Below are 25,788 nucleotides of genomic sequence, written 5' to 3'. Positions count from 1 at the left end.
CAGGAAGGATCAGCAGACGCAGCAATGCGACTGCTGGTACGAGGTCAGGCGAGAAACAGCGGAGGCGCGTGACTGGGCGGCGGCGGTGCCGCCATTCCCCGGCCGGGGCGGATGCCAAGGCGCGGGATCGGGGACGTATTCGCCATGAACGACAGCGCCGCAAGTACCGACGGTGCCAGATCGGGCAGTATCGTCGGCACGGCATGAAGCGCAAAGGTGCAGGGCGACCGATGATCGACCGTGCCGCCCTCGTGGTGATCGCCCGTCATCGGAATTGCCAGGGCGACCGGGACAGGCCCCTGGCCCGAGCAGATCGCCACCACGATCATATGGTCGGGTGCCGACGCGGGCATGAAACCCGGCGGTATCGCGATGTTGAAGGCAAGCGCAAGCGATGCGCAAAGCGCCATTACGGCACGCATCCACCCGCGTCGATATTGCACCAGCCCCATCGGTCGCGCCTGCTACGCACCATGACGGCACTGCGCAATGCGGACTATACCTGATAGAGGAAGAAGAAGCCGTTTGGAAATTCGCGGAACAGCGAATTTCAAGGTAGCGCCGGCCCTTCCCCCGCACGAAAAAAGGGAGGCCGGTTGCCCGGCCTCCCCTCTTTGTTTCCATCCCGTACGGGTGGGAACAGGTCTTACTGACCCGAACCCGGACCGTAGGTGATTTCGACGCGACGGTTCTGCAGTTCGCGGACGCCGTCGGCGGTCGGAACGCGCGGGTTGCTTTCGCCGAAGCCCTGCGCGGTGACAGCCGCATCCGGAATGCCCTTGCCGGTCATGTAGGTGCGGACCGTGTCAGCGCGACGCTGCGAGAGCTTCACGTTGTAGGCGGCCGAACCCGAACGGTCGGTGTAACCGGCGATCATCACCTTGGTGTTCTGGCAGTCAGCATAGTTGCTGATCGCATTGTCCAGAATGCTCGCGGCTTCCGGCGTGATGTCCGACTTGTTCCAGTCGAAGAACACGATGTACGGGCCGGGGGTGCAGACCTTGGCTTCGGGAGCCGGGGCCGGGGCCGGGGCCGGAGCCGGAGCGGGCTCGGGGGCCGGAGCCGGGGTCGGCGCGGGTGCCGGAGCCGGTTCGGGTTCCTTGCCGCCGAAGTTGTAGGTCAGGCCAACCAGCAGGCTGTGCGAACGATAGCGGCCCTTCCACTGGTTGCCGCCGATGTCGACCAGCTTGACGTTCGGTGCGTTGAAGAAGCGATACTTCAGCGACACGTCGACATGCTTGTTGATCGGCGCACGAACGCCGGCCAGCGCCTGCCAGGCGAAGACGGTGTCGGAGTCGTTCAGCGTATCGGCCGCACCGGCAACGCGCAGGCGATCCTTGACGCGGGCCACGCCCGCACCGCCGCCGACAAAGCCCTGCAGGCCGTTGTCGTCACCGAAATCGAGCAGGCCGTTGACCATGAACGACAGCGCCGAGGCGGCGCCGCTCGACTGCTGATAGCTGCCGGCCGGGGTGGTAGCCGCAGCACCGCTCGCCAGCTGAATGGCGACCGGGATCGACGTGTTGGCGCTATCGACGCGTGCACGGCGATAGCTGACTTCTGCTTCGGCACGGAACGGGCCGAAATCATAGCCGATCTCGCCGCCGAAATCGTAGCCGGCATGGTGGTTCTGCGTCACGGCATCCTTGCTGGTGCCAACGTCGAAATGAATGTCTTCGACGAGCATCGCGCCGCCTTCAACACCCACATACCACGAGTCATCGCGGGCAAGGGCGGGCGTGCTGAGCGCGGTCGTCGCAAGTGCCAGAGTGACGGCAAGCTTCCGCATCATATTCCCCTTTCATGGTCGTCCATACGGACAGGCCAAACTCACTACTCAAACCAAAGTTTCCACGCAAGCGCACAAATCCGGGGACTGTTGCAGGAACGTCACAGGTTAAACCTCTTCGATCAACCCGTGGCGCCGCAATGCCTGCAGTATCCCCGAAACCGTCTGCCGCGCTTCCGCGTCAACCGTCGTGCCTCCGCTAGGTTCCCTTATAGAGGGCTGGCGCGCGCCAACAACCTGGGTGCCGTCGACGTGCAGGCGGCCATGGACCTGGCCGATCTGCCAAACGCCCCCCGCGAACAAGGCCTCGCCTGCCTCCACGCCCAGCCAGAAACGCATGCCTTCCAATGGGGCCACGAAGCGCCAGCCATTGTCGTTCCAGCAGGCAATATGCTGCGGGTGCGAAGACCAGTCGCCGGTGGGATGGGAACCGACCAGCCAGCACTGGCCGGGCTGGGGATCGGCCGGGGGCGTATCGATATCGTGGCCCGCCAGCGCGCCCTGGACGACGATGTCGAGCCGCGCCAGCGCTTCGTTATGGGTGATCTCCTTCTGGGCCTGGCCCGCCTCGAGGAAAGGGAGGGCCATGCGGGGCGTGCTGGTGGTCACGTGCTTGCTCCTGTTGCAGGGATAAAGAGAGTCGCGGGTGCGGAGGCCGCGAAGGTGCCGATCTGGCGGACCGCCACGGTGCCGCCTGCGGCAAGCAGCGCGGCGGGGAGGTCGCAGGCGGGGGTCGCGACATCCGCCGCCCAGCCGATCGCGTCGATCGACACCCGGTAGCGCTCGGCCTCTTCGACGAGCGGCGCGTCGATGCCGTCGCGCCAGCCCCAGCCGGCGCGGCTGCGGCGGATCCAGCGCAGTTGCAGCGTGTCACCGATGCGCGCCGCCTGCAGATGCACCGGCGCAGGCGGGCGCAGCGCCAGCCCCTCGACCGTGCAGTGCGTCGGGGCGGCATTGCCGGCGTCGCCACTGCCCTGGGCGAGAAGCTGGACATCGGTGCCCACAGCCGGGGCCAGCGGCAGCGTCGCCAGCGCATCGCGGTCGAGCAGCACGAAGCCGTCGCCCGGCTGCTGGGTGCCGATCGCAGCTTCGGTGCCGCGCCGCCCGCGCCACAGCCGGTGCAGCCGCCAGCGCGTGGCGGACAGCCGTTCCGCCGCGCCGAACTGCACCAGCTCGCGCCCGACCAGCGCAAGGTTGGCGCCGCCGTCCAGCGCAGCGTCGTCGGCACCGGCAAGCAGCATCCCGGCGTGGAGCAGCTCGACTTCGCAGTGGTTCCGCAGGTCGGCAAGCGCGGCCAGCGCATGGCCCGGCGGCACGGCAACGGTCCCCAGAATGGCGGGATAGGCGGTGCTCCCCGCCGCCTCCCAGCGCGATCCGCCGTCGGTACTGGCGAGCAGCGCCGCGCTGCGCCACCCCGCGCCCGTCCCCGCCGCCGCGACATAGAGCTGCGGCCGGCTCGCCGGCGTATCGTCGAGCGGCGGCAGCTCGAACAGCTGCACCACCGTCTCGCCCGCCACCGTATCCGCCGCCGCCAGTGCCCGCCCGCCGCTCGCCGGCACCACCAGCGCCTCGCTCGCCACCCGCACGCATTCCAGCTTCACCACCATGCGTTCGAGCGACCAGCGATCGACGCGCCACAGCCCGTCGACCCCGGCGATCCGCACCCGCTCGCCCGGCCGCACCGGCAGCGCGCCGATCGGCAGCGTCACCGTCCGCCGCTCGCGCTCGCACTGCGCCTTCGCCATTGCCCCGGCAACCAGCTGCTTGGCGGCATCGGCGTTGAGCGCGGCGGGCAGCTCGATCCGGCTCTCGCGGATGCCCGGACCGGCGCGCTGTACCCGCTGGGTGCCGCCCTGATAGTCGCGCGCGGGTTCATAATAGCCGAGCGTCAGCACCTTCGGCACGCTGTCGCCCGCCGCCATCGCCCGCACCGCCCGTGCCCCGCGCCCGCTCCCCGCCGCCGCGCCGCCATCCGCCAGCGTCACCGCCGCGCCGCCCCCGCGCAGCAGCGCCAACCCGCCCGCATCGCTGCGCAGCCACAGCCCGGTCGCCCCCGCCAGCCCCTCCAGCGCCGCGCGCACGCTCGCCCCCTGTGCCGAAAAGCCGGTGAGCAGCGGCGTCGCCTCCGCCGCCACCAGTTCCGCCGCGATCCGCGTCGCAATCTCCCCCGCCGCCAGCGGCTCGGGATCGGCGATCAGCTCGAAGGTCAGCTGCGGAATCCGGTTGCCATAATCGGCCAGCGCCAGATCCTCGAACACCGCATAGGCAATGCCGCGATGCGCCGGCGCCAGGCCTGCGCCCTCGGCCGCCGCGATCAGCGGGTCGACCGGCTGGTCCTCGCCGCCCGGATGCAGCCGGAACCCGGTGCGCACCTTGAAGTCGCCCGCCGCGCCGCGCAGCAGCTTGCCGTCGGCCCAGATCCGCCCCACGCCCGCCACCGGCCGGTTCGACAGCGCCACCGCGAACGAAGCCGTATAGCTATAGGTCGTCGTCCCCGCCCGCCCCTTGCCGCCGCTCTGGGTGGAGCGATGCTCGACCAGATCGGTCGCCCAGATCACCGATCCGGCCACCCGCATCGTCCCGAACAGCTTCGGGATCTGCGTGCCATAGGTCGAGCTCTGCACCCGCAGGTCGCTGAGCCGCGCGCCCTCGCGCGGCCCCGGCGCGAACACCACGTTGCGGTCGAGATAATTGCCGATCGACGCGCCGATCGCCATCCCCGCCGGCCCGCCCACCAGCGCGCCGGCGGCGGCCAACACCACCGTTGCCATGTCTTCAAGCCTCCAGTCGCCAGCGGCCGATCACCGGCCAGGGCGGCGGCCCCGGTCGCTCGACCACCCGCCGCAGCATCGCATCGGCATGGATGATGCCGCCGCCGCTATCGATCGCGAGATGGAGCTGCCCCGGCCCCGCGCGCAGCAGCAACAGGTCGCCCGCCGCCGCGCCCTCCACCCGCGCCAGTCCCCGCGCCGCCAGCATCGCCGCCACCGCATCGGAATCGCCGCTGCGCAGCGCATAGCCCTGCGGCACCGCGCCCTTCATGCCCCCCGCCCGGAGCGCCAGCGCCGCCAGCCCGACGCAATCGAGCCCGTCCGCCGGATCGCGCCCGTGCAGCCGGAACCGCGCGCCCAGCACCGCCCGCGCCGCCGCGAGCACCGCCTGCCCGCTCATGCGCCCGGATACCGGGTGAGCAGGTCGGTGCCCGGCAGATAGGGCTCGCCCCGGAAATTGGCGGCATTGCCGAACCGCGCCGCGCAGGTCGCGATCGCCTTGTCGCACCCCTCCTCGATCAGGACGAGCGCGCCCACCGCCGCGAAGCGCGGCGGCGCGATCAGCGTCACCTGCCGCCCGTCCGATGCCGCGACGAAATCCTCCAGCCCCGAATTGCCGCCGCCAAACCAGCGCAGCCGCCCGCCGCCCCAGCCATTGGCGACCGGCTCGTCGATATCGAGGGTCAGCACCGCATCCTCGGCGGCGACCACCCGCGCGAAGCGCCGCCGCCCGGCCATCGCCACCCGGCAGCGCGCATCGCCCAGTTCGGCGCGGCATTCGGGCGAAGTCGCCTCGCTCACCGGCCGCTCCAGCGCCGCCGTCGTCCCGCGCAGTTCGGCGGTCAGCGCGCCGTCCTTGGTCTCGACCGCGCCGATCGTGCCTTCGCCCAGCGGTACCGTCTCGCCCGGCGCGCTCCAGTCGACCGCGAACAGCACCACCCGCGCCCCGTCCCAGCGCCCGGCGAGGAGATCGACTTCGCGGATCGCCGCCCCGGTCAGCGCCCCTTCCACATCCATGCTATCCGCCTCGAACCCGGCGCTCCGCTCGATCGCGCTCGGCGTCATCCCCGGCGCGGCGCGATAGAGCAACCCGTCCAGCATCAGGTCGCGGTCATGCGCGGTCAGCCCGATCGTCACGCCGTCGCGCCGCTCGATCCGCCAGCACAAGGCGACGGTGGTCAGCGCCCCCTCCAGCCAGCTCATTCGCGTATCTCCACCAGCGGCACCGAGGCGAGCGATCCGGCGAGAAAGGTCGCCCGGCTCACCGTCAGCCTGTCCTCGGCAAAGCGCACCGGCACGTCGAACGCGAAGCTCGCCGTCACCGCCGCGCCTGCCGCCGGCGCCGTCTCCAGCGTCACCACGCCCTGCTCGCCCAGCGTGAACGGCACTTCGGCGCCATCTGCCCACAGCGCCACCGTTCCCGCCACCGGCCGGGTGATCCGCCGCACGACATCGCCATAGGGTTTGACGAGCTGGAACCGCAGCGTCGTGCCGTCGCCCGTGCCGATCGCCACCCGCTCGGCGGCAAAGTCGAACGGATCGCGCAGGCGAAATCCCCGCGCCGGTCCCATCCGCGCGCGGAAAAAGGCGAGCAGCGCCGCCACATCCGCCTCGGATCGGATGCCCGGCCCGACATCATAATGCGTCCGCGCCTCCGCCCATTCGGCGTTGCGCGTTTCCTGCCCGCCCGCGCTGGTGACGATCGCAGTCGAGACCTCGGGCGCCACTTCCGCCTCGCGCCCCAGCGCAAGCGGGAACAGCACGTCGTCGAACGGCGCCATATCCTCCTCCTGATCGAAATGGACGAAGCCGTCGCGCAGCACCTGCGGCAGCGCCCAGACATAGGTTGCCGCCACGCCCCGGCTGCGCGCCCGCGCCGCCGCCTCGGCAATCGCGCGCCACTGGCGCCGGTCCTCGGGCTTGAGCACGAAGCCGGCCAGATACTGCTGCCGCGCGGCCGGATAGCCGAGCCGCGCCTCGGCCAGCGCCACCCCGCGCTCCGACGCCGCATCCTGCCCGGTCGCCGCCCAGTCATAATCCTCGAGCTGCAGCACATCGAACGCAGGCGAGGCCCAGCCGACGGGCATGTTCACTCGCTTCGCCTCGGGCATCGCGGCGTCGAGCACCGTCGGCAGATAGGTGAGGAGCATCACCTTCGCGCCCGGCGCCGCGCCCTTCACTGCGTCGCGCAGCGCCAGCGTCGATTGTGCAAGGATCGCCCCCGCCGCCTCCAGCACCGCGACATCGGGCGTCCCGCGCAGATTCTGCGGCGCCGGATTGCCCAAGGCCGCCTGCGCCGCCGCGTCATGGATGCACAGCCGGCCATCGGCCATCACCCACCACCAGGGCTCGCCGACCTGAAACTGCACCGCCAGCCCGGCACCCTGCGCAATGCCCACGAACGCCAGCGCCACGCTGCGCAGATAGGCCATCGCCGGCCCATGCGCCGGTGACAGCAAAGTCGAGGGCGGCACCCAGCCGGTCAGCGCCGGCGATCCGTCCGCCGCGCGCTGCTTCCAGTCGCCCCAGACATGCTGGTCGAGCAATTCGTAGCTCAGCGACCAGATCAGGCCATAGCCCAGCGCCCGCGCCCGCGCGGCGAAGTCGCGGTGCCATGCCGCGCACGGCGCGTTCAGCACCCCACCGGCCAGGCTGATATAATAGCCGCCGCTATTCGCCTCGAGCCGGAAATAATGGCTCATCCCCACATAGTGCAGAATGTCGCCGCGATAGCCGAGATGCAGCATGTTGCGCAGCAAACGCGCGGGCGTGAGGTTGTAGCAATCGTCATAGCCGGTGGCGATCGACAGGCCGTGCTCGGGCACGATCGCATCGCCGATCGCCAGCACCGCGACCGGCCCGTCACAGGCAATATCGCTCATTTCCACCCAGGCTTCGACCGGCGCGGCGAGCGGCGTTTCCTCGCTGGAGTAGCCCTGTGGCACCAGCGAGACGAACATGCGGTCGACATCGCCCGCCCAGACCGGATCGGCCTCGCCCGGCAACAGGAAGCCGCCCGCGACGCTGGCAAAGTCGATCGTCACCACCGCATCGTCGGGCGATCCGCTGGCATAGTTCCACAGCCGCACATACCAGGCGCGCGGGGCTCCCGCCGCATCGCGCCCCTCGATCGTCAGCACCGGGCCGTTGACGGCATCGAGCGCCAGCACGCCCGACGCGCGCCAGCGGAACCGCAACCGGCAATCGCGATAGTCGCGCGCCGTGGCATAGCCGAGCAACGGGTGGTCGAACCGGTCTTCGCTTTCCCAGATCAGCCCGGCGAGGTCGTTATGGCGATAGAAGGTCAGGTCGACGCGCAGCGCATCGGGCGCCGTCGTCACCGCGCTTGCCATCATCGGCCGGGGGAAATTGACCGTCCAATAGGCAGGGTCGAAGCGCGAGAGCACGCCTTCGCTCTGGCCGCGCCGTTCGCCGGCGAGCCACCAGCCCATCAGTCCGCTCCCGCCAGCGCGGTGCGCACCGCGCGCGCCACCTGCCGGCTCGATTGCGCCAGCGCGCGCGGCGACTCCCCGGCGGCGGCGTTGACCGTGATCGACACGCGCACGTCGCGGCCGCCCTGGGCGCCGCCCGCAGGCATCACCTGCCCCGCGCTGGTCGGCACGAACAGCTCTGGCCCGCGCTCGCCCACCCAATAGGGACGATCCGGGCTCACGCCGCCGCCGGTCGCCCGGCCCGGCGATCCGCCGAAGATCGCGCCCAATAGACTGACGATCCCGCTCGCCCCCGAACCGCCACCGCTGCTGCCCGACGAGATCGCCGCCGCCTGCACCGCCGCATCGGCAATCGCGCTCGTCACTTTCAACACCACGCCGCGCAAATCCTCGAAGCCCAGCTTGCCGGTGGTGACGGCCTTGGCCAGCGCACCTTCTATCGCGCGGCTCGCCTTTTCCGCATCGCGCGTCAGCGGGCCGTTCAGCGTCGCGCGCATCGCATCGACATCGCGCGCAAAGCTGCTGGTGTCGGCGCGCACCGACACCACCAGCCGTTCGATTTCCTCATCCATCGGGGAATTGCTCCTTCAATCGGGCAAGCGTGTCGCGGTCGGGGGGCGCCGCTGCGGCATCGCCCGGCAGCGTCACCAAAGCCGCCAGTTCGGCCGGGGTCGTGCCCCAGAAACGGTCGGGCGACCAGCCGAACAGCCGCCCCGCCGCGCCCGCCAGCAACAGCGCGCGCTCGGCGAACCGCATCACCGCCCCGCCAGTATCTGGCCGACCAGCGTCTTGAGCGCAGGGGTGACGGCGGCGAGCCCGGCCGCGACCACTGCCTCGCCGAAATCGGCAAGCGTCAGCCCCTCGGGCTGCTCGCGCAGGCAATGCCAGAACAGCGCGACCAGCTCGCGCAGATGGAGCTGCCCCGCCGCCGCGCGCTCGACCAGCGCGAACAGCGATCCCAGTTCCGCCTCGGCGGCGACCAGCGCGGCGAAGCTCGGGCGCAGCACCAGCGCCAGCTCGCCCAGCACCAGCGCCGCCTCGCCGCGCAGCGGATTGGCCGGCGCGCTCATGCGCTCACCACCGGGCCGGAGCTTTCCAGGCTCAGCGTATAGCTGCGCTCGCCGTTGAAATCGCCGGCATAATCGAGCCGGGTGACGAGGAACCTGCCCGTCATCGTCTCGCCGCTCTCGAAGCTCAGCCGATAATCGTCGAGCGTCCCCGCCAGCGCATTGGCCTTCACTCGCGCCTCGGCCGCCGATCCGGTGAACACGCCCGCGCCCGACACGCTGACCGATCGCACACCGGCCCCCGACAGCAATTCGCGCCACCCGCCCGAATCCTTGGTGGTGACGACCACCGTCTCGCCATTCACCGTCAACTGCGTCGTCCGCAGCCCCGCCACGGTGGTAAACACCGGCGGCGTCGCGCCATTGCCCACCTTCAGCAGGAACGCACTGCCTCTTTCCGCTGCCATATCGGTTCTCCTGATTGTTGGTTTTGTGGTCGGGGTGGGGTGCGGATCACCCTCACCCTTCCGGCGCTTCGCGCCTCCCTCCCTCTCCCAGAGGGAGAGGGACTTTCACACCTCTCCCTCTGGGAGAGGGAGGGGCCCGCCGCCGCAGGCGGTGGGAGGGTGAGGCTGCCCGCCCCCTCACCCCGCCCGCAGCATCCGCACCCGGTGCTCCACCACCGCCGTCAGCCCGCCATCGCCATCACCCAGCACGCGCGAGCGCACCGCGACCAGGCTCGCCACCTGCCACCCTTCCGGTGCCAGCCCGGCGAGCGCCGGCCCCACCGCGTCCGCCAGCGCGCGCAAGCCAGCCCGCCGCTCGCCGGTCGCGCGGAGCTGCACCGACAGCCGCGCCTCCCAGCCTTCGCGATCCTTGGTGCTCCAGTCGGTCAGCACCGGTTCCTCGACCAGCGCATAGGGCCGCATCGCGCGGACCGGCGGCGCGTCGAACACCCCCGTGACGCCGCCCGCGAACGGCGCGTGGGCCCGGAGCGCCGCGACCATCGCCGCGACCAGTGCCTGATGCGGATTCATCGCAGCCATCCTCCCAGCCAGCGCAGCGCGGGGTCGGCCAGCCAGCGCCGCCACAACCCCTTGCCGCGGATCGTCACGCCCTCGGCCGTCACTTCGACCGACAGGTCGGGAAAGGCGGCGCGCACCTCCCCCGCCAGTCGCTCCGCGGCATCGGCGGCGGCGCGTGTCCCCGCCGCCGCGCCGCGCGCTTCCACTTGCTCCATCATGCGCAGCGCCGCGGGCCGGTCAGCGTCATCGCCCGCCACGGCCGCCACAATGCCGCCACCGCTGCCGGCGGCGCATCGCCCTCGGCACGCGGATCGAGGCAGTGTGCCGCCATCAGCACGGCGCCTTGCGCCAGCGGCGGCGGCAGGTCCTCCCAGCCTGCCGCCGCCCCCGCCGCATAGGTCACCCGCACGCCTGTCCCCGCGCGCACCCAGCCGGTGCCGCGCGGATCGACATCCACGGCATAGCCCTCCACCGGCAGCGGCGTGCCGGTGTCGCTTGCCACCACGGCGGTGATGCTGCGCACCGGCGTCGCCGCCAGCGCCTGCCAGCCGGGTGCGGCGGACAGGCGCTGTTGCCAGTCGCGCAGGATCCAGGCGGTGCCGGTAAAGGCCTCGCCCAGCGCCAGCGCGGTACGCACCGCCGCCGCCACGGCCGCGTCCTCGCTGCTGCCTTCGATGCGCAGATGCGTCTTCACCGCGTCGCGCGCGGCGTCGATCGCCGCCGCCGGGAAAGGCGGTGCGTCCATGCTCGTCCTCCTTGTTCTGGTGCGCCGGTCAGTTCGCGGCGAATTTCAGCAGCTTGATCGCTTCCGAATTGCTTACCATCCCGCCGATGCGCTTGGTGGCGTAGAAGTGGACGAACGGCTTGTTGGAGTAGGGATCGCGCAGCAGCTGCGTCTCGCCCCGTTCGGCGATCAGATAGCCCGCCTGGAAATTGCCGAAGGCGATCGACAGGCTGTTGGCGGCGATGTCGGGCATGTCCTCGGCCTCGACCACCGGATAGCCGAGCAACGTCGCCGGCTGCCCCGCCGCCAGCCCCGGCTGCCACAGCATCGCGCCCTCGCTGGTCTTGAACTTGCGGATGCGCGCCAGCGTCGCCGAGTTCATCACCCAGCTCGCGCCCTGGCGATACGGCGCGCGCAGCGCCTGGACCAGGTCGATCAGCTTCTCCTCGGGGTTGGCGGCGAACCCGCCCGCCGCGCCGCTCGCCACATATTGCAGCGTGCCGAACGCGCGCGCGGCATCCCCGGTCGGCGCGTTCGGCACCGCCAGAAAGCCCGCCGGCTTGTTCACGCCGTTGCCGACGACGAACGCCGCGCCCTCGGCACTGGCGAACTCCCGCGCGATCTCGTCGGCCAGCCACGCCTCGACATCGAAGGCGGCATCGTCGAGCATCGCCTGGCTCGCCGCCGGATTGGCATAGAGCTCGCCGAACGGCGGGGCGATTTCGTTGAACACCGGCGTGTCGGTCTCCGGCCGCGCCGCCGTCTCCGCCGCCCAGCCGCTTTCGAAGCCGCCGCTCGCCACCAGCTTGCGGTATCCGCTGGTGCCCACCTTCACCACATTGGCGATGGCGCGGATCGGCGAGATCGCCTTCAGCGTCGCGTCGATCCGCGCGTCGATTTCCTGCGGCACGGCATAGCCGCCCTCGGCGCCGCTGGTGCCGGCCATCGCCTTGGTCTCGACACCCGCGAACCCGCGCACATAGCCCTCGAACGCCGCACTCGCCACCGGCCGCCCGCCCGCCAGCATCGGCCGCACCGGCGCCGACGCCACCGTATCGAAGCTCTCCACGAGAACATCATTCTCCATCTTCATCCTCCGTCTTCACCAAAAGGGATAAATTCATGCCACGGCATGTACCCGCGCCAGCGGCTGCATCGGCTGTGCGACCAGACTGACCTCGAGCAGCTTCAGCCGCGTCAGTTCGCGCGCCGCCCCGTGCCGCGCCGCCGCCACCCGGTATCCGAACGACAGCCCGTCCACCGCGCCCGCCGCCACCAGTGCCGCCAGCCGCGGATCGTCGACGCGGCCGATCACGCGCAGCCCGCGCGCATCCTCGCCGATCGTCTCGATCACCCCCACCGGCGCGCCCTGATGCTGCCAGAGCAGCGGCACCGGCCGCACCGGCCCGAACGCCCCCGCCCGCACCACATCGCCACCACGATCGACCGCATCGAACACCGCAGCATAGCCGGCGAAACGCACCCCGCTCACAGCCCCACCAGCCGGCGCTTCTCGTCGTCGCTCAGGAATCCGGCGCCGCTCACCTGGCGCCACAGCCGCTCGCGGTCCTCGGCAAGCGCCGGCACCTGGTCCACATCCACCGCCAGCACCGCGTCCGGAAACCAGCCCGCCAGCCCCTGCGCCAGCCCGGCCAGCACCTGTTCGGCCAGCGGCAGGATCGCCAGCCGCCACAGCGCGCGATTGGCCTCGCGATAATTGGCATAGGCGGCGTCGCCCGGCAGCCCCAGCAGCATCGGCGGCACCCCGAATGCCAGCGCAATCTCGCGCGCCGCCGCCGCCTTCAGCCCCACGAAATCCATATCGGCGGGCGTCAGGCTCAGCGCCTGCCATTTCAGCCCGCCTTCGAGCAGCATCGACCGCCCGGCATTGGCGGCCCCGGCAAAGCCCGCCTCCATTTCGTCCTTCAGCCGCGCGAACTGGTCGGGGCTCAGCGCCGATCCGTCGCCGGGGTCATAGACCAGCGCCCCGCTCGGCCGCGCGGCATTGTCGAGCAGCGCCTTGTTCCACCGCGTCGCCGCATTGTGGATCGCAATCGCGCCCGACGCCGCGCCCAGACAGCCCAGCCCATAATGGTCGTCGCCAGGGTGGAAAGCGCGCAGATGGACGATCTGCGGCCGCCCGCCATCGTCCGCCGCCAGCCGCGTGACATGCTCGCCCACCCGGTAGCGATAGGCGACCGGCCAGCCGCCCGCATCGGGCTCGACCGTCACGCGCTCGGGTCGCAACGGATACAGCCCCGTCACCGCCCCCGCCGCATCGGTGAGGATCTGGGCATAGCCATTGCCGTGGAGCAGCAGCTGCGCCGCCAGCGCCTCGACCAGCCGCTGCCCCGCCACCCGCGCCGTCACCAGCGCGACCAGCGCCGGCTCCGATCCGGTGAGCGGCGCCCCGCCCGCGCCCTCCGCCACCAGCTTCACCGCGCGCTGGGCAATCGGGTTCTGGCAATAGCCGTCGCGCAGCTGCGCCTCGTAGTTGCGCGGCCAGTCGCCGAAGCTGCCCCAGCCCGCCCGCGCCAGCGCCGGCCGGGCGGCCTCGCGCGCCGCTTTGCGCCCGAACCACCTCATCGCGCCAGCTCCGCCGCGCTCAGCCGCCCGTCATGGTCGGCATCGCGCGACCAATATGCCGCCACCGCCGCCGCGCGCAGTGCATCCCAGAAGCCGCCGGTCAGCCGATCGGGCGGCATCGTCCGCGCGACCATCGCCTGCACTTCAGCCGCGTCCAGAAAGCCGTCGCCATCGGCATCATGGACCGCCACCACCGCCGCGGCCCCGGCCAGCGCCACCTTCCCCTGGAGCGCACACGCCCCCGTCAGCAGGGCCAGCAGCCCTGCCGTGATGATTTTCCGCATTCTCTGTCTCCTGAAAGACCGCCGCGATCGTCCGCGTCGGGAAGGATCGCGCCTGGTTCGCAGTCCCCCTCACCCTTCCCACCGCCTTCGGCGGCGGGCCCCTTCCCTCTCCCAAAGGGAGCGGGACTTTCTCACACCTCTCCCTTTGGGAGAGGGAGGGGCCCATCGCGCAAGCGATGGGAGGGTGAGGGTGGCGCGATTCCTATACTGTCAGCCAGCACTCCCCCCAGCCGGAGGGGAACCACTCACAACCCCCGCACCGCCGCGCGCCCGCGGCGGCCCAGCATCAGTTCCGTCACGGCCCAGACCAGCGCGTCCGCGCGGTCCGGCGAGCGTCCTGCCCCCTGATAGCCGCCGGCCGCCTGCAGCCCCGCCAGCTCCTCTTCCAGCATCGGGAACACGTCCGCATGCCACATTCGGCCGCCCTCATAGAGCAGCGCCACCGGCTCGGCCCGGCGCACCTTGCTCTGGCTGGCATGCACCAGCCGCAGCGGCAGGCCGGCGTCGGCGGCCTTCAGCACGCTTGCCACCATTGCCCCGCCCTGGTTCTTTTCCGCCACCACACAGGCCGCGCCGTGCCGTGCCGCGCAGGCCGCCACTGCCGCCGCCCAGCCTTCGGGGCGCAGGCCCTGCACGCTGGCATCCTCCAGCACATAGCCATGGCCGTCCTCGCCCAGCCCCACGGCGACGATGCCGCACGCATCGCCCTCGGTGCCCGCCGGCGGATCGACGCCCACCACCACGCGCCGCATTTCCGGCACCGCGGCCGCCCGCTGCCGCTCGATCAGCGCGCGCGGCCACAATGCGCCTTCGACATCGTCGATCATGTCGCCGTCCAGCTCCTGCCGGCCCAGCCGCGTGCCGGCATAATCGGCCAGCATCGCCGCCACGAAACTGTCGGGCAGGTGCGGATTGTCGCGCGTCTTGCCACGGGTCTCATGCACCCCCGGCATCGCCATCACGCGGCGCATCAGCTTCACCGGGCGCGGCGTCGTCGTCACCACCACGCGGGGCCGCGCCCCCTGGCGCAGCCCCATCAGCAGATTGTCCCACGCCGCGTCGCCCGCCCGGGCCGGCCATTTCGCCAGCTCGTCGCACCAGGCAAAGCCATGTTCCGGCCCGCGCAGTTTCTCCGCCGCCTCGGCCGAATAGAGATAGGCGCGCGCACCGGCGGGCAGGTCCACCTCGCCCACGCTCGGCCGCCAGCGCAGCCGTTCGTCCTCCCGCGCAGCGGCGAGCAGGCCCGACGGCCCTTCCACCATCACCCGCCGCACCTCGTCGATCGTCGCGCCGACCAGCGCCACCCGCACCCTGGGGTGGTCGCGCGCCATCTGCAGCACCCATTCGGCGCCCGCCCGCGTCTTGCCGAAACCGCGCCCGGCGCGGATCAGCCACACGCGCCAGTCGCCATCGGGCCAGAACTGGCCGTCATGCGCCCAGCGTTCCCACCATTCGTTGAACGCCCGCAGATGCGCGCCCGGCAATTGCCGTACCAGCCGGGCGCGGTCCGCCGCCGGTGCCAGCGCCAGCCGCGCCATGGCGTCGAACGGATCGACACCGCTCATCGCGGCCCCCGCTCACCGGCCAGCCGCTTCTCCAGCATGTCCAGCTTTCTGAGCAGCGCCGCCTCCGCCTCTTCGCGGCTGGCACGCACCACCGCACCGGTGCTCCCCCGGGGACGCCCCTCGCGCGTCGCACGGTGCAGCCGCAACAGGTCCATCGCCAGTTTCGGATCGAACGGCTGCGGCGGCACCGCGTCGGGGTCCGGCGTGATGTCGTTGATCGGCGCGGCGCCGCCGGCATGGTCGAGCAACTGCTCCTCCAGCCGGTCATAGCCCAGCAGGATCGCCTGCCGCCACAGCTCGGCGAACTGCGGATCGCGGCGACGCAGCGCATAGGCCCGCGCCTTGGGCACGCCGACATGCGCCGCCGCGCGGGTGACGTTGCAGGTCGCCGCCAGCATGTCGAGAAAGTCCGTGCGCCGCTTCTTGGTCCAGCCCCGGTTGGGCGCGGCGCGCACCTGCGTCCGGCGGTTCTTACCGCCAGTGATCTTGTCGTCCATCGTCTCTCTCCGGAAACGCGAACGGGCCGCAGCACCTAGTGCCCGGCCCGTTCGTGGGAGCCGCCCTTCGCGACTCGCAATTCTTCAGCGTTCCCGGTATGTGCCATATCAGCGTGACGATGTCAATAGCTTTTTACCGATTTGGTTCTTTAACGTTTCACTTGCGCAAAGACTCCCGATGACTCTAGAATCGGCGCACGACGTCGTTTCATGGTCGCAGTCAGGGGGTTGCCCATGGTCGAATGCATGTTGCGCCGCCTATGGCGGCGGGGGGAAGATTCTTCAGTAACGCGGCACCCGATGGTGAACGCATGACGAGGTGCCCCGATCGGGCCCGTCTGCCTTGCGCACCCCTCCTGCGACGCGGAACCGCACGTTGAGCCTGGGGGAAACCCTCCTCCCGCCGCTCGGCGCGGCAAGCCGATTGAAAACACACCGCGTCATGCGCACGCCATCTGCCCAGAGCGGCGTGGTTACGCTCGGCCCCTTGCGGCCGATCCTGGTTGCCCTGGTCGTTGGTACGACCTTCATCGCGCTTGCCCTTTGGATCGCCTGCAACACAATGTTGGCGAACGATCGTCAGCATACGATCGACGCGGCCGTCCGCGACAACCGCAACCACGCAATTGCCTATCAGGAATTTGTCGCGCGGACGCTCGATGCGGCGCGCGTGGCGGCAGACCACATCGCGCACCATGTCGCCCCCGTGCTGATCGCGCAGGACCATGGCACGAATCCGGGGCTGCTTTCTCGAATATCGTCCACTACCAGCATCGTATCGTCGGTGCTGGTAGTGGATGCTGCCAACCGAGTCCGCTTTTCCACCAGCGACAGGCCGGTGGCCATTGACCCCGCGCTGCACGACCAGCTCCAGCGCCTGCGCAGCAGCGATGCCCCGACGGACCTTGCCATCGCCCCTCCCGCCGTCTCGCACCAGGACCGGCCGCCGCTGGTGCCGCTGATCCGGCCGATCCGCGATGCGCGCGCGCGCTATGCCGGGGCCGTGATCGCGGAAGTGCCCGTCGCGCGCTTTACCGATTTCGGCGCGGGCATCGAGATGGGGCCGCTCGATACGCTAACGTTGATCCGGTTCGACGGAATCCTGCTCGCCCGGCGCGAGGGCAAGCGCGTCACATATCGCCAGGATCTGCGCCGCCTTTCGGGGCCGGGGCATCTGCGGTTCGACACCGATGCAGACTTTATCGGCCCCAGCGCGATCGACGGCATACCGCGCCTCTTCAGCCATCGCCCGCTGCCGCAATATGGCGTCTCCGTTTCCACCGGCATGGGCGAGCAGGACATATTGGCGGACGTGCGCCGCCGCGCGGCGCGGACCCATTGGCTCATGGCCGGAATTACCCTGGCGCTGGCCTTCTTTGCGGGCCTGTCGATCTACGCATTGCTGCGGCGCGAGCGGGCGGCGCGCGCGCTCGCCGACGCGAACCGTCGCCTGTGCGAGGCGCAGCGGATCGGCGGGATCGGCGACTGGGAATATCGCGTGCGGACACGCGAACTGATCCTGTGCGAGCAGTTGCGCCACCTCTATGGCGGCAGCGGGGCGCACGGCGTGGTTTCGCCCGGGGTCGCGCTGGCGCACTTCATGCAAGAGGATCGCGAACGGCTTTCCGCTGCCGCACAGGCGGCGATCCGCACCCGCGCGCCACAGCAGTGCGACGTGGTTGCCTGGTTCTCCCCCGGCAACCCTTCGCACCGGCGGGTACGGGTCGCCCCCATTTTCAGCAGCGGCGGGCGGCTCGTCTCGCTGATGGGCACCGAACAGAATATCGACGCGGAAAAGGCGCATCACCAGCTCCGCGACCAGATGGCGCATATCGCCCGAATCGAGGCCATGAACATGATGGCGGCGACGATCGCACACGAGCTGGCCCAGCCGCTCACCGCCGCCTCCAACTATCTTGCGGCGGCGCGCTTTGCCGCTACGTCCAATCCGGCGCTGCTGGAAGATTTGCTGGGCAAGGCGCGCAGCCAGATCGCGCTGACGCACGGCATCGTCCAGCGCGCACGCGACCTGGCGGGCAACCGGCCGGGCGAAAGCCGCGCCAATCTGGTCGAGGTGGTGGAAGACGCGATCGCCGTGGCGCGCGTGTCGCTGCCGGGCTGTTGCACCCACATCGGCACCGATCTCGATCCCGCCGCGCTGTGGGTGGCGGCGGACCGGGTGCAGACGGAGCAGGTGCTGCTCAACCTCATCCGCAATGCCTGCCAGGCGATGGCGGGGCGCGAGGACGCTGCGGTGCGGATCGGCAGCCGGCTGGCCGATGCCGATACGGTCGAACTGATGGTCATCGACAACGGGCCGGGCATCCCGGCCGATGCGGGGGATATCTTCGCGCCGTTCGTAACCGGGCGGAAAACGGGGGTCGGCCTGGGCCTGTCGATCTGCCGGACGATCGTTGAATCCTATGGCGGCCGCATCCGCGCCCTGCCCGCGCCGGGCGGCGGGGCGATGATCTGCTTCACGCTGCCGCTGCTGGCCGGCGCCGATCGGGAGCCGGTTGCGCAGACCGCCTGATCCGCTTTTGGCTCAGAGCGTGGCGAGCAGGCCCTGCCAGGCGGCATCCTCGTCGTCGCGGCGGCGCAGGATCTGCAGCCCCTCGGCCGTGCCGCGTACCGGATCGACCTCGACGGTCGCGTCGTAGAGGAAGGTGGCATTGCCGCTGATCTGGACGATCCGCCCGGCGCTCGCCCGGCCGCGCACCAGCCCGCCGCGGTTGAACACGCGGATGTCGCGGTCATAGGCAACGCGGCCGGTCAGCGCGGCGGCGAGGACCGAGGCGGCCATCGCGCTGCCGCAGCTGTCGGTCAGGCCCACGCCGCGCTCGAAGGTGCGGACGAACAGGCTGTCCTCGCCGCGCAGCTCGACGAACGAGACATTGGCGCGGGCGGGGATCAGCGCGGGGCCGGCCTCGCACCAGGTGCCCAGCGCGACCAGCTCGGCGTCGTCGACCCGCTCGACGAAGCTGATCAGGTGCGGGTTGGGCATGGCGATGGCGGTGAAGGCGCGGTCGCTCGGCAGGCCGGGGATGGGCGCGTCGACAATCTCCGCCGCGACGCCTTGCAGGCCGACATCGGCGGTGCGGATCGAAGCGGGGCCAACGGTGGTGCGCACGGTCGCCACGCCCGGCGCGACATCCGCCTCGCGCGCGACATCGGCTTCGCTGGTCTTCAACTTCACCCGCGCCGCATCCAGCCCCAGCAGCTCAAACCCCAGCCTGGCGGTACACCGCAACCCATTCAGACAAGTCTCCGCCTCCGACCCATCCAAATTCCACATCCGCATTCCAAAGCCATGGCCCGCGTCGTCTGCAACCAATGCCAGCAACCCGTCGCCGCCCACCGGCCCCGCACGATCGGCGAGCGCGCGGGCGATGCCGGCCCAAGTCGCATCGTCGAGCGCCAGCGCGCGCGCGTCGACAAGGGGGAAGTCATTGCCGGAACCATGGCACTTGATGAAGGCAATCTGCATGCGCCCCATTTAGGCGTGGTACGACCAGGCAGCAACGCCTGCCCGGTACCGATCAGACCGTCCGCGGTCCGAAAAGGACGACAGTGCCCAATCGATATGCCAATGTCGCCCGGATGATGATGCTCCTCGTCTTCCTCACCGGCGCCGGCGCTTTCGCGTTGCTGTCCCTGCGGATCCGCCAACTCGAAGCGGCGGTGCAGACACTGCAGGCCGACCTTACCGTTTTGCAGGTTGGCGCCGCGCCCGTCGCCGACACGCCTTCTATAGCCGAGCCTGCGATCGCGGCGGCCGAAACCGCTGACGACACACACCGCATTATTGCCATGACGGAAGCGCGGCGGCTGGCGCTGATAAACAATACCACATCGGAGAATGTATCGGCCGTAAGCGCGGAACCGTCCCCATCCATCAGCCTGGAGACACTGATCGGCGGACGCTTGCCGATCTGGATCGGCGGCATCGCACTGATCCTCGCCGGTTTCTTTCTTGTCCGCTATTCGATTGAGCGCGGCCTGCTCGGGCCCGGCACGCGGACGCTATTGGCGCTGCTGTTCGGGCTGGCACTCGTTGCCGGCGGCGAAGTCACACGCCGCATTGCTGCCACCCGGGATGATCCGCGCGTTGCGCAGGCGCTCGCAGGCGCCGGCATCGCGAGCCTCTATGGCACGCTTTACATGGCCGCCGCGCTCTACCATCTGGTCGCGCCGCTGCCTGCCTTTGGCGCCATGCTTGCGGTCACCGCGCTCGCAATCAGCCTGGCCCTGCTGCATGGGCCGCCAACCGCCATAATGGCGCTCGCCGGTGGCTTTGCCGCGCCGATGGTCGCAGGATTTGACGCCGCCGGAATCGTGCCCCTGCTCGTATATCTGGCGCTTTTCATTACAGTCCTGTTCGGGCTGGCGATTCATCGCGGATGGGGCTGGCTGGCCATTGCAGGGAGTGTTGCCGGTTTTGGATGGGCGCAGTTCCTGATCGCCGCGCTCGATGGCCGAGCCGAGTTGCCAGCCGTCGGCGCATTCACACTACTCCTCGCGCTGGGGACGGCGGCAGTCCTGCCGTTGGCGGGGCAGCACCAGCGTTGGGCGCGGATCGCCCCGGTCGTCGTGGGACTAATCCAGTTGCTGCTACTGGCCCCCGCGCTGCATTTCGATGCGTTGGCATGGAGCTATTATCTGCTGCTCGCCGCCGGGGCGCTGGCCCTTGCGTGGCGCGCGTCACCCTATCTGACGGCCGCGCTCGCCGCGCTCGGCCTTTTGCTCGTGCTTGAAGCCGTGGCACTGCTGCAGCCCGAGCATCGCATCACACCCATGGCTTCGGTAATCGCGACGCTGCTCTTCGCGCTGCCCGGTCATTGGCGCGGCGGCCGGGATCAGCGCTGGGCTGCGATAGCGCTCGCAGGCACAGCCGGCCCGTTGCTGCTTGCGCATGGCCTCGCTCCCGGCTTGTTGCCGGCCATCGGCTGGGGCTTTGCCGAATGCGTCGCGGCTGCCGCATGCGGCACGGTCGCCTGGCGCTGGCGCGGCGAAGAAGACACGCCAGCGCTTTCTGGCGCGACGCTCCTGACCGCGGCTATAGCCGCGCTCGGGCTTGCCCAATTTGTGCCGAACGACTGGCCGTCCCTACCGCTCACTGCCGCGCTGGCGGGGCTGGCCCTATGGGCGCGCCAGATCCGGGCGCCGCAGCTTTTTGCAATGCCGGCCTTGCCGTTGCTGGCAGCACTCGTTGCTGGCGCCGCGCCGCTGGGGATGCTTGCCAGCATGATCGGCAATTCGCTGATCGGGGAGAGACTGCCCTGGCTGGAGCTTCCCTCGATCGCGGCGCTGCTGCGATGCTTCGCCGCGCCGGCGATCGCCGCGCTGCTGGTTCTACGTGACCGCCGCCAATTCGGTCCTGCCCGCATAGGGGCAGCGACGCTGGCGGCTGGGCTCGCGCTGGTCCTCCTCTACGCTGGTGCCAAACAGATCCTCGCCATTGGTACTGCCGAGCGTTTCGTCCATTGGGGATTTTTCGAGCGTGCGGTCCTCACCCAGGGTTGTATCGCCGCAGGCTGGCTTTTGGTACGTCGCGTCGGCACGCAAACGCTCGGCCGCGCCCTTATGCTGCTGGGGTTGGCGCGACTGGTCTGGTTTGATCTGTTGTTGCTGAACCCCGCCTGGGTGGCGCAATGGGCGGGTCCGCTCCCGCTCTTCAATCTGGCGACGCTGCATTTCGGTCTCGCCGCCTTCTGGCTTTGGACATTGCCGCCAGCTCGGTCGGTGCGGGTTGCGGCTGCCGCACTAACCCTCGTCGCCACAATGGCTGCCGTGCGAGAGGCCGCGCAGGGGCCGATCCTGACCGGGCCGATCAGCCGCCCCGAAAATATCGGCTATTCGGCGGCGCTGCTCGGCGTGGCGCTCGTCTGGTTGTGGCGCGGCATCCGTACCGGCGCGCACGATCTGCGCGTCGCCGGCCTCGCGCTGCTCACACCCACGACGCTAAAGGTGTTCCTGATCGATGCCGCCGCGCTGGACGGCATTCTGCGCATCCTGTCGTTCCTCGGGCTCGGCATCGCGCTGATCGCGATCGGCTGGGCCTATAGCCGCTTCCTCGGGCGCGGTGCGGCGATGGGCTGAGCGCCCACCGATAGGCCCCGCCTCAGGGCAATCCATAATGGTCGGCAACCCGATCGAGCGCAAAGCCCAGCACCAGCTTCGCAGCTCGACTGGGCCAGCCCAGCGCGCGTTCAGATGCCGCCAGCCCCTCTCCTGCGCACACCACGCGCCACAAGATGTCAGACAGCCCCGCTCCCGCGCTCGCAAGCGCGTAATCGAACCGTCGCTTCGCAACGATCTGCACCGTCGTGGGATCAAGTCTTTCGGAGGGTCCGCGCCGCCCGCCCGAGGCAGGCGCAGTATCCCAGCGCATCGTAACGCGCGGCCCCAGTGCGGCAGTTTCGTAGTCGCTGCGCAACCGCTCACCCGCCTCGAACTGGCGGGCAGTCACATGCCCGCGCGCCCGTAACCAGCTGAGCGGCGATTCAGCCAGATTGACCGTCACACTTCGTCTACGGCGAGGGTCGATCGGCTTCGCTGCCGATTCGGTATCCAACGGCCGCTGCACCATCATCCGCATCGATATTCTCCTTTTGTTCCGATTCGCACTCTCTTGCCATTTCGGCGTATCTGTAGGAAAGAGAAAAACCGATCTGGTTATATGAGGATGCCCTGCGATGATCACCGCGATCCGTGAGGTCCGCCGTGCCAAGGGTCTGACGCTGGAGGAAGTGGCGGCACGTTGCGTGCCGCCGACGACCGCGCAAACGATCGGACGGTTGGAAACGGGCACCCGCACGGTTTCCGTCGGCTGGCTCAACCGGATTGCTGCCGCGCTGGAGGTCGATGCCGCCGATCTGGTCCGACTGCCCGACCGGCCGGACATCGCCGTCGCGGCCGTACTTGACGGCAGCGGCGCCAGTGCCCCGCGCCGCCCGGCAGCCGTGGTGCCCCCACGGCCCGAACCGGGACTGGTAGCGATCACCGTGGCCGGCGGGATTGGCGATTATCGTGCGGGGGACGAAATCTGGTGCGAACGGCTCGCCCCCCAGAATTTCGCCCGCGCACTCAATCGGGACGTGCTGGTACCGCGCCCGGCGGGCCGTTTCCTGTTCGGGCGCCTGATAGGGCGCGAGGACAACCGGCTGTTGCTGCTGCCGCTCGGCGCAGGCGCGCGCCAGCAGGTGGTGACTGACCCCGCCTGGATCGCGTCAGCAATCCGCCTCGTCCGTCCGCTATAAGTACACTCCGCACTTGCCCCCGGCCCTGCACAGGCGCAGATTGCTGCAAGGGATTGTGCGCAACAAGGGGAGCATCATGCGCAAACTCGCTTTCGCCATCGCCGCCGCATCGCTGATCGCGGTTCCCGCCCTCGCCGAGGATTGGGATTTCATGCTGACCAATGCCACCGGCAAGACGATCAAGACCGTCGAACTGGCACCGGCCGGGTCGACCACCTGGGCGCCGAACAAGGTCGACCCCGATCTGAAGAAGGACGCCACCATCAAATCCGGCGCGAAGACCACCGTGCATTTTGACAAGGATGCGTCGTGCAAGTTCGACGTGAAAGCGACTTTCGAGGACGGCACCAGCGCCGTCTGGAATGGCTTCAACGTCTGCAGCAATTCCTACATCACGCTGAAAATCGACGCATCCGGCAAGACCAGTTTCACCGCAAACTGACCAGTAGCACCGCGCCGTGCCCGGTGGGCGCGGCGATGGTGGGCGGTGACGGGCTCGAACCGCCGACCCTCTCGGTGTAAACGAGATGCTCTACCAACTGAGCTAACCGCCCGGCGCCGAAACGGCACGCCGTCGGATCGCGATGCCAAAGCCTGCGCCGGAGAGCAAGACCCTAAACGAGATTCAGGCCTGCCCGCCGGATTGCGCCGATAAAGCGCCTCATGCCTTCCCGTCCCTTGTTGCTGAGCGCAATATAAGCACGCCGACGGTCCGCAGGATCAGCGTGGCGCTCGAACAACCCTGCTTCGTGAAGCGTGCCGATCCAGCGCAGCGCTGTCGTCGGCGGCACCGCAGCGGCGATGCACAGACTGGAAACCGAAACCTGACGCCTCTCCAACCCCGCCGCGAACAGGTCAAGCAGCATGTCCCAGGCGGGGTCGGCGAATAATTCGCCTTCGAAGAACTGCGCTCGCATCCGACGCGCACGAATGGTCCTGCGAATCTCATTCGGATCAGGCTCGGGCTCATTGTCGGCAGCGCCACGATAGCCATGGCCGTCGTCGCGGAGGCTCGCCAGCCGGGGCACCTCTTCGCGCTGTGTCATCCGGGCCAGCGCATCGGCGATCCGGGCAACTTCCTGGTGGAGCTTCTGCAGCCCGAGCGTGTCTGCTTCGCGGGTAGCGTCGTGGAACGCCGGCTCGCGGCGCCATCGCGCAAGCGCAAGCGCGCTGACCCGCTCCGCCGCGCTAGGCTTGCAAAGGAGCTGAGCGTGGCTGCCAATCTGCAGAAACGCCTGATCGATCTGATCGGGCGCGACCGTTGCGATCAGGGCAATTCCCCGATCCGAGACCATCGCATCCAGCCGGGCCAGCACCGGTCCAAGCCAGGCCTCCGACGCACCGGACAGCTCGACAAATATCACGCCAAGCCCATGAAAATGGGTCAGATCGCGCGCCGCCTCGGCGAAGTCGATCGGCGCCCGGACGGTCATGCCTGCCGCAAGCGCTGCTGCAAGCGCCGCGTCCCGCCCCGGGCCGGGCTCTGCCACGATCAGTGCGCGTTCCGCCTCCAGATCGTAGGAAAGCGCAATATCTTCAGCTCCTGTGGCCATGATGCCCCCCCGGCAATTGCTGCGTTTCGTTCTCCTGCTTCGTACAAATGCCGCATTGCTCCGAAACGGAGGAGGCAGACTTCCTCCATTTCGGTTCAATTACGCGAAAGGCAGAGCGTAAGCCTCCGTTTCGGAGCGAATGCAGAAATCAGTCGAGCGCTTTGACGATCTCTTCGACCATCTTCTTCGCGTCGGCGAGCAGCATCATGGTATTGTCGCGATAGAATAGCTCGTTGTCGACGCCGGCATAGCCGACGCCGCCCATGCTGCGCTTGATGAACAGCACGGTCTTGGCCTTTTCTACATCTAGAACCGGCATGCCATAGATTGGCGAGGACTTGTCGGTCTTGGCGGCGGGGTTGGTCACGTCATTCGCGCCGATCACAAAGGCAACGTCGGTCTGGGCGAACTCCGAATTAATGTCCTCCAGCTCGAAAACCTCGTCATAGGGGACGTTCGCTTCCGCCAGCAGCACGTTCATATGCCCGGGCATGCGCCCGGCGACGGGGTGGATCGCGTATTTCACGCGCACGCCATGCGCCTTCAGCTTGTCTGCCATCTCCCGCAGGGCATGCTGAGCCTGCGCCACGGCCATGCCATAGCCGGGTACGATGATGACCTGTTCGGCTTGGCTCATCAGGAAGGCGGCGTCCTCGGCCGACCCCCGCTTCCACGGCCGGTCGATCTTGGCCCCACCGCCGCTTGCACCAGCATCCCCCCCAAAACCGCCTGCAATAACGCTCAGGAAGCTGCGGTTCATAGCGCGGCACATGATATAGGAAAGGATCGCGCCCGAACTGCCGACCAGGGCACCGGTGATGATCATCGCGGTGTTGTGCAGCGTGAAGCCCATGGCTGCCGCGGCCCAGCCCGAATAGCTGTTGAGCATCGACACAACGACCGGCATGTCGGCGCCGCCGATCGGGATGATCAGCAGGAAACCGATCGCGAAGCTGAGCACCGTGATCGTCCAGAAGATCCAGGGATCCTGATGCTGGACGAAATAGCCGATCAAACCCAGGATCGCGGCAAGCACGGCCAGGTTGATCACATGCCGGCCGGGCAGCAGGATGGGCTTGCCGCCCATATTGCCGTTAAGCTTCAGGAAAGCGATCACCGATCCCGAAAAGGTGATCGCGCCGATCGCCACGCCCAGCCCCATTTCGATCCGGCTGACCGGGTGGATCGCCTCGAACGGAGCGCCGATCAGCGGCACGACCAGATCGGCGATACCGAACGCAGCAGGATTCAGAAATGCCGCGCAGGCGACGAGCAC

Annotated in this window: 28 protein-coding genes and 1 tRNA gene; 4 read left to right on the top strand and 25 right to left on the bottom strand. The window is 69.3% G+C overall.

The features are described from left to right. Positions 1-44: 44 nt before the first annotated feature. The 20 genes from ACT53K_RS00145 to ACT53K_RS00050 all read right to left on the bottom strand — a co-directional run bounded on the left by ACT53K_RS00145 (position 45) and on the right by ACT53K_RS00050 (position 15,700). Entirely contained in the window at positions 45-443 is a 399-nt protein-coding gene (locus tag ACT53K_RS00145; RefSeq protein WP_476226499.1) for a hypothetical protein, read from the bottom strand. A 203-nt stretch (positions 444-646) separates the two neighbouring features. After that, the gene (locus ACT53K_RS00140) at positions 647-1,789 is read right to left on the bottom strand and encodes an OmpA family protein (RefSeq protein ID WP_476227259.1); all 1,143 of its coding nucleotides are present in this window, start codon (positions 1,787-1,789) and stop codon (positions 647-649) included. Positions 1,790-1,897: 108 nt separating this feature from the next. Beyond that, positions 1,898-2,398 carry a DUF2793 domain-containing protein gene (locus ACT53K_RS00135; protein ID WP_476226498.1) on the bottom strand — a complete coding sequence of 167 codons (501 nt, stop codon included), beginning with the start codon at positions 2,396-2,398 and terminating at the stop codon, positions 1,898-1,900. Further along, entirely contained in the window at positions 2,395-4,560 is a 2,166-nt protein-coding gene (locus ACT53K_RS00130; protein ID WP_476226497.1) for a phage tail protein, read from the bottom strand. Before ACT53K_RS00130 ends, ACT53K_RS00135 begins: the two co-directional genes overlap by 4 nt. A 4-nt stretch (positions 4,561-4,564) precedes the next feature. After that, positions 4,565-4,960 carry a peptidoglycan endopeptidase gene (locus ACT53K_RS00125; protein ID WP_476226496.1) on the bottom strand — a complete coding sequence of 132 codons (396 nt, stop codon included), beginning with the start codon at positions 4,958-4,960 and terminating at the stop codon, positions 4,565-4,567. Continuing rightward, complete coding sequence (locus ACT53K_RS00120; RefSeq protein WP_476226495.1) at positions 4,957-5,763, bottom strand: DUF2163 domain-containing protein; 807 nt, start codon at positions 5,761-5,763, stop codon at positions 4,957-4,959. Before ACT53K_RS00120 ends, ACT53K_RS00125 begins: the two co-directional genes overlap by 4 nt. Beyond that, the gene (locus ACT53K_RS00115) at positions 5,760-8,012 is read right to left on the bottom strand and encodes a DUF2460 domain-containing protein (RefSeq protein ID WP_476226494.1); all 2,253 of its coding nucleotides are present in this window, start codon (positions 8,010-8,012) and stop codon (positions 5,760-5,762) included. The genes ACT53K_RS00120 and ACT53K_RS00115 overlap by 4 nt, the downstream gene beginning before the upstream one ends. After that, positions 8,012-8,584, bottom strand: coding sequence for a tail tape measure protein (locus tag ACT53K_RS00110; RefSeq protein ID WP_476226493.1), 573 nt, complete (start codon positions 8,582-8,584; stop codon positions 8,012-8,014). Before ACT53K_RS00110 ends, ACT53K_RS00115 begins: the two co-directional genes overlap by 1 nt. Then, complete coding sequence (locus tag ACT53K_RS00105) at positions 8,577-8,768, bottom strand: phage tail assembly chaperone (RefSeq protein ID WP_476226492.1); 192 nt, start codon at positions 8,766-8,768, stop codon at positions 8,577-8,579. The genes ACT53K_RS00110 and ACT53K_RS00105 overlap by 8 nt, the downstream gene beginning before the upstream one ends. Further along, complete coding sequence (locus ACT53K_RS00100) at positions 8,768-9,082, bottom strand: GTA-gp10 family protein (RefSeq protein WP_476226491.1); 315 nt, start codon at positions 9,080-9,082, stop codon at positions 8,768-8,770. The genes ACT53K_RS00105 and ACT53K_RS00100 overlap by 1 nt, the downstream gene beginning before the upstream one ends. Continuing rightward, on the bottom strand, positions 9,079-9,486 hold the full coding sequence (locus tag ACT53K_RS00095; protein ID WP_476226490.1) for a phage major tail protein, TP901-1 family: 408 nt from the start codon (positions 9,484-9,486) through the stop codon (positions 9,079-9,081). The genes ACT53K_RS00100 and ACT53K_RS00095 overlap by 4 nt, the downstream gene beginning before the upstream one ends. 177 nt (positions 9,487-9,663) lie before the next feature. Further along, the gene (locus tag ACT53K_RS00090; protein ID WP_476226489.1) at positions 9,664-10,056 is read right to left on the bottom strand and encodes a DUF3168 domain-containing protein; all 393 of its coding nucleotides are present in this window, start codon (positions 10,054-10,056) and stop codon (positions 9,664-9,666) included. Next, a complete protein-coding gene (locus ACT53K_RS00085) occupies positions 10,053-10,262 on the bottom strand; it encodes a hypothetical protein (protein WP_476226488.1) in 210 nt (69 codons plus the stop codon). The genes ACT53K_RS00090 and ACT53K_RS00085 overlap by 4 nt, the downstream gene beginning before the upstream one ends. Then, complete coding sequence (locus tag ACT53K_RS00080; protein WP_476226487.1) at positions 10,259-10,789, bottom strand: head-tail connector protein; 531 nt, start codon at positions 10,787-10,789, stop codon at positions 10,259-10,261. Before ACT53K_RS00080 ends, ACT53K_RS00085 begins: the two co-directional genes overlap by 4 nt. A gap of 28 nt (positions 10,790-10,817) precedes the next feature. After that, positions 10,818-11,795: a phage major capsid protein gene (locus ACT53K_RS00075; RefSeq protein WP_476227258.1), complete on the bottom strand. Its 978-nt coding sequence runs from the start codon at positions 11,793-11,795 to the stop codon at positions 10,818-10,820. A gap of 93 nt (positions 11,796-11,888) precedes the next feature. Further along, positions 11,889-12,260 (bottom strand): HK97 family phage prohead protease, encoded by a 372-nt coding sequence (locus tag ACT53K_RS00070; RefSeq protein ID WP_476226486.1) that lies wholly within the window; start codon positions 12,258-12,260, stop codon positions 11,889-11,891. After that, complete coding sequence (locus ACT53K_RS00065; protein WP_476226485.1) at positions 12,257-13,354, bottom strand: phage portal protein; 1,098 nt, start codon at positions 13,352-13,354, stop codon at positions 12,257-12,259. The genes ACT53K_RS00070 and ACT53K_RS00065 overlap by 4 nt, the downstream gene beginning before the upstream one ends. After that, on the bottom strand, positions 13,351-13,638 hold the full coding sequence (locus tag ACT53K_RS00060) for a hypothetical protein (RefSeq protein WP_476226484.1): 288 nt from the start codon (positions 13,636-13,638) through the stop codon (positions 13,351-13,353). The genes ACT53K_RS00065 and ACT53K_RS00060 overlap by 4 nt, the downstream gene beginning before the upstream one ends. Positions 13,639-13,883: 245 nt before the next feature. Next, positions 13,884-15,203 (bottom strand): DNA-packaging protein, encoded by a 1,320-nt coding sequence (locus tag ACT53K_RS00055; RefSeq protein WP_476226483.1) that lies wholly within the window; start codon positions 15,201-15,203, stop codon positions 13,884-13,886. Continuing rightward, on the bottom strand, positions 15,200-15,700 hold the full coding sequence (locus ACT53K_RS00050) for a hypothetical protein (protein ID WP_476226482.1): 501 nt from the start codon (positions 15,698-15,700) through the stop codon (positions 15,200-15,202). The genes ACT53K_RS00055 and ACT53K_RS00050 overlap by 4 nt, the downstream gene beginning before the upstream one ends. Positions 15,701-16,142: 442 nt before the next feature. Between ACT53K_RS00050 and ACT53K_RS00045 the strand changes: the two genes are divergently transcribed. Then, entirely contained in the window at positions 16,143-18,233 is a 2,091-nt protein-coding gene (locus ACT53K_RS00045) for an ATP-binding protein (protein ID WP_476226481.1), read from the top strand. 12 nt (positions 18,234-18,245) lie between these two features. On the opposite strand, the gene dapF is transcribed toward ACT53K_RS00045, so the two are convergent. Further along, the gene (gene dapF / locus ACT53K_RS00040) at positions 18,246-19,187 is read right to left on the bottom strand and encodes a diaminopimelate epimerase (RefSeq protein ID WP_476226480.1); all 942 of its coding nucleotides are present in this window, start codon (positions 19,185-19,187) and stop codon (positions 18,246-18,248) included. A gap of 83 nt (positions 19,188-19,270) precedes the next feature. On the opposite strand from dapF, the gene ACT53K_RS00035 reads away from it, so the two are divergent. Beyond that, positions 19,271-21,799, top strand: a complete 2,529-nt coding sequence (locus ACT53K_RS00035) for a DUF2339 domain-containing protein (protein WP_476226479.1) — start codon at positions 19,271-19,273, stop codon at positions 21,797-21,799. 22 nt (positions 21,800-21,821) lie between these two features. Here ACT53K_RS00035 and ACT53K_RS00030 read toward each other — a convergent pair whose 3' ends face one another. Further along, on the bottom strand, positions 21,822-22,298 hold the full coding sequence (locus tag ACT53K_RS00030; RefSeq protein WP_476226478.1) for a DUF6456 domain-containing protein: 477 nt from the start codon (positions 22,296-22,298) through the stop codon (positions 21,822-21,824). Between the two features lie 97 nt (positions 22,299-22,395). Here ACT53K_RS00030 and ACT53K_RS00025 point away from each other — a divergent pair, with 97 nt between their 5' ends. After that, on the top strand, positions 22,396-22,959 hold the full coding sequence (locus tag ACT53K_RS00025; protein ID WP_476226477.1) for a helix-turn-helix domain-containing protein: 564 nt from the start codon (positions 22,396-22,398) through the stop codon (positions 22,957-22,959). 76 nt (positions 22,960-23,035) lie between these two features. Then, complete coding sequence (locus tag ACT53K_RS00020) at positions 23,036-23,401, top strand: hypothetical protein (protein WP_476226476.1); 366 nt, start codon at positions 23,036-23,038, stop codon at positions 23,399-23,401. A gap of 36 nt (positions 23,402-23,437) precedes the next feature. Here ACT53K_RS00020 and ACT53K_RS00015 read toward each other — a convergent pair. From ACT53K_RS00015 to ACT53K_RS00005, 3 genes are all read right to left on the bottom strand, one after another. After that, positions 23,438-23,513 (bottom strand) — tRNA-Val (locus ACT53K_RS00015). A gap of 60 nt (positions 23,514-23,573) precedes the next feature. After that, positions 23,574-24,512: a winged helix DNA-binding protein gene (locus tag ACT53K_RS00010; protein ID WP_476226475.1), complete on the bottom strand. Its 939-nt coding sequence runs from the start codon at positions 24,510-24,512 to the stop codon at positions 23,574-23,576. A gap of 148 nt (positions 24,513-24,660) precedes the next feature. Continuing rightward, positions 24,661-25,788: NAD(P)(+) transhydrogenase (Re/Si-specific) subunit beta (locus tag ACT53K_RS00005; protein ID WP_476226474.1), on the bottom strand; the 1,128-nt coding region annotated here is incomplete at its 5' end.

This window comes from Sphingomonas sp. DMC8 (assembly GCF_056314185.1).
Note: the sequence above shows the minus strand (reverse complement) of the source record. Positions and strands in the feature narration are given on the sequence as shown.

Excerpts from the sequence above, each read along its gene's own strand:
- ACT53K_RS00140 (WP_476227259.1), bottom strand. The coding sequence starts at position 1,789 with ATGCGGAAGCTTGCCGTCACTCTGGCACTTGCGACGACCGCGCTCAGC.
- ACT53K_RS00130 (WP_476226497.1), bottom strand. The coding sequence starts at position 4,560 with ATGGCAACGGTGGTGTTGGCCGCCGCCGGCGCGCTGGTGGGCGGGCCG.
- ACT53K_RS00125 (WP_476226496.1), bottom strand. The coding sequence starts at position 4,960 with ATGAGCGGGCAGGCGGTGCTCGCGGCGGCGCGGGCGGTGCTGGGCGCG.
- ACT53K_RS00120 (WP_476226495.1), bottom strand. The coding sequence starts at position 5,763 with ATGAGCTGGCTGGAGGGGGCGCTGACCACCGTCGCCTTGTGCTGGCGG.
- ACT53K_RS00115 (WP_476226494.1), bottom strand. The coding sequence starts at position 8,012 with ATGGGCTGGTGGCTCGCCGGCGAACGGCGCGGCCAGAGCGAAGGCGTG.
- ACT53K_RS00110 (WP_476226493.1), bottom strand. The coding sequence starts at position 8,584 with ATGGATGAGGAAATCGAACGGCTGGTGGTGTCGGTGCGCGCCGACACC.
- ACT53K_RS00105 (WP_476226492.1), bottom strand. The coding sequence starts at position 8,768 with ATGCGGTTCGCCGAGCGCGCGCTGTTGCTGGCGGGCGCGGCGGGGCGG.
- ACT53K_RS00100 (WP_476226491.1), bottom strand. The coding sequence starts at position 9,082 with ATGAGCGCGCCGGCCAATCCGCTGCGCGGCGAGGCGGCGCTGGTGCTG.
- ACT53K_RS00095 (WP_476226490.1), bottom strand. The coding sequence starts at position 9,486 with ATGGCAGCGGAAAGAGGCAGTGCGTTCCTGCTGAAGGTGGGCAATGGC.
- ACT53K_RS00090 (WP_476226489.1), bottom strand. The coding sequence starts at position 10,056 with ATGAATCCGCATCAGGCACTGGTCGCGGCGATGGTCGCGGCGCTCCGG.
- ACT53K_RS00085 (WP_476226488.1), bottom strand. The coding sequence starts at position 10,262 with ATGATGGAGCAAGTGGAAGCGCGCGGCGCGGCGGCGGGGACACGCGCC.
- ACT53K_RS00080 (WP_476226487.1), bottom strand. The coding sequence starts at position 10,789 with ATGGACGCACCGCCTTTCCCGGCGGCGGCGATCGACGCCGCGCGCGAC.
- ACT53K_RS00075 (WP_476227258.1), bottom strand. The coding sequence starts at position 11,795 with ATGCTGGCGGGCGGGCGGCCGGTGGCGAGTGCGGCGTTCGAGGGCTAT.
- ACT53K_RS00065 (WP_476226485.1), bottom strand. The coding sequence starts at position 13,354 with ATGAGGTGGTTCGGGCGCAAAGCGGCGCGCGAGGCCGCCCGGCCGGCG.
- ACT53K_RS00060 (WP_476226484.1), bottom strand. The coding sequence starts at position 13,638 with ATGCGGAAAATCATCACGGCAGGGCTGCTGGCCCTGCTGACGGGGGCG.
- ACT53K_RS00055 (WP_476226483.1), bottom strand. The coding sequence starts at position 15,203 with ATGAGCGGTGTCGATCCGTTCGACGCCATGGCGCGGCTGGCGCTGGCA.
- ACT53K_RS00050 (WP_476226482.1), bottom strand. The coding sequence starts at position 15,700 with ATGGACGACAAGATCACTGGCGGTAAGAACCGCCGGACGCAGGTGCGC.
- ACT53K_RS00045 (WP_476226481.1), top strand. The coding sequence starts at position 16,143 with ATGCGCACGCCATCTGCCCAGAGCGGCGTGGTTACGCTCGGCCCCTTG.
- dapF (WP_476226480.1), bottom strand. The coding sequence starts at position 19,187 with ATGCAGATTGCCTTCATCAAGTGCCATGGTTCCGGCAATGACTTCCCC.
- ACT53K_RS00030 (WP_476226478.1), bottom strand. The coding sequence starts at position 22,298 with ATGCGGATGATGGTGCAGCGGCCGTTGGATACCGAATCGGCAGCGAAG.
- ACT53K_RS00025 (WP_476226477.1), top strand. The coding sequence starts at position 22,396 with ATGATCACCGCGATCCGTGAGGTCCGCCGTGCCAAGGGTCTGACGCTG.
- ACT53K_RS00020 (WP_476226476.1), top strand. The coding sequence starts at position 23,036 with ATGCGCAAACTCGCTTTCGCCATCGCCGCCGCATCGCTGATCGCGGTT.
- ACT53K_RS00010 (WP_476226475.1), bottom strand. The coding sequence starts at position 24,512 with ATGGCCACAGGAGCTGAAGATATTGCGCTTTCCTACGATCTGGAGGCG.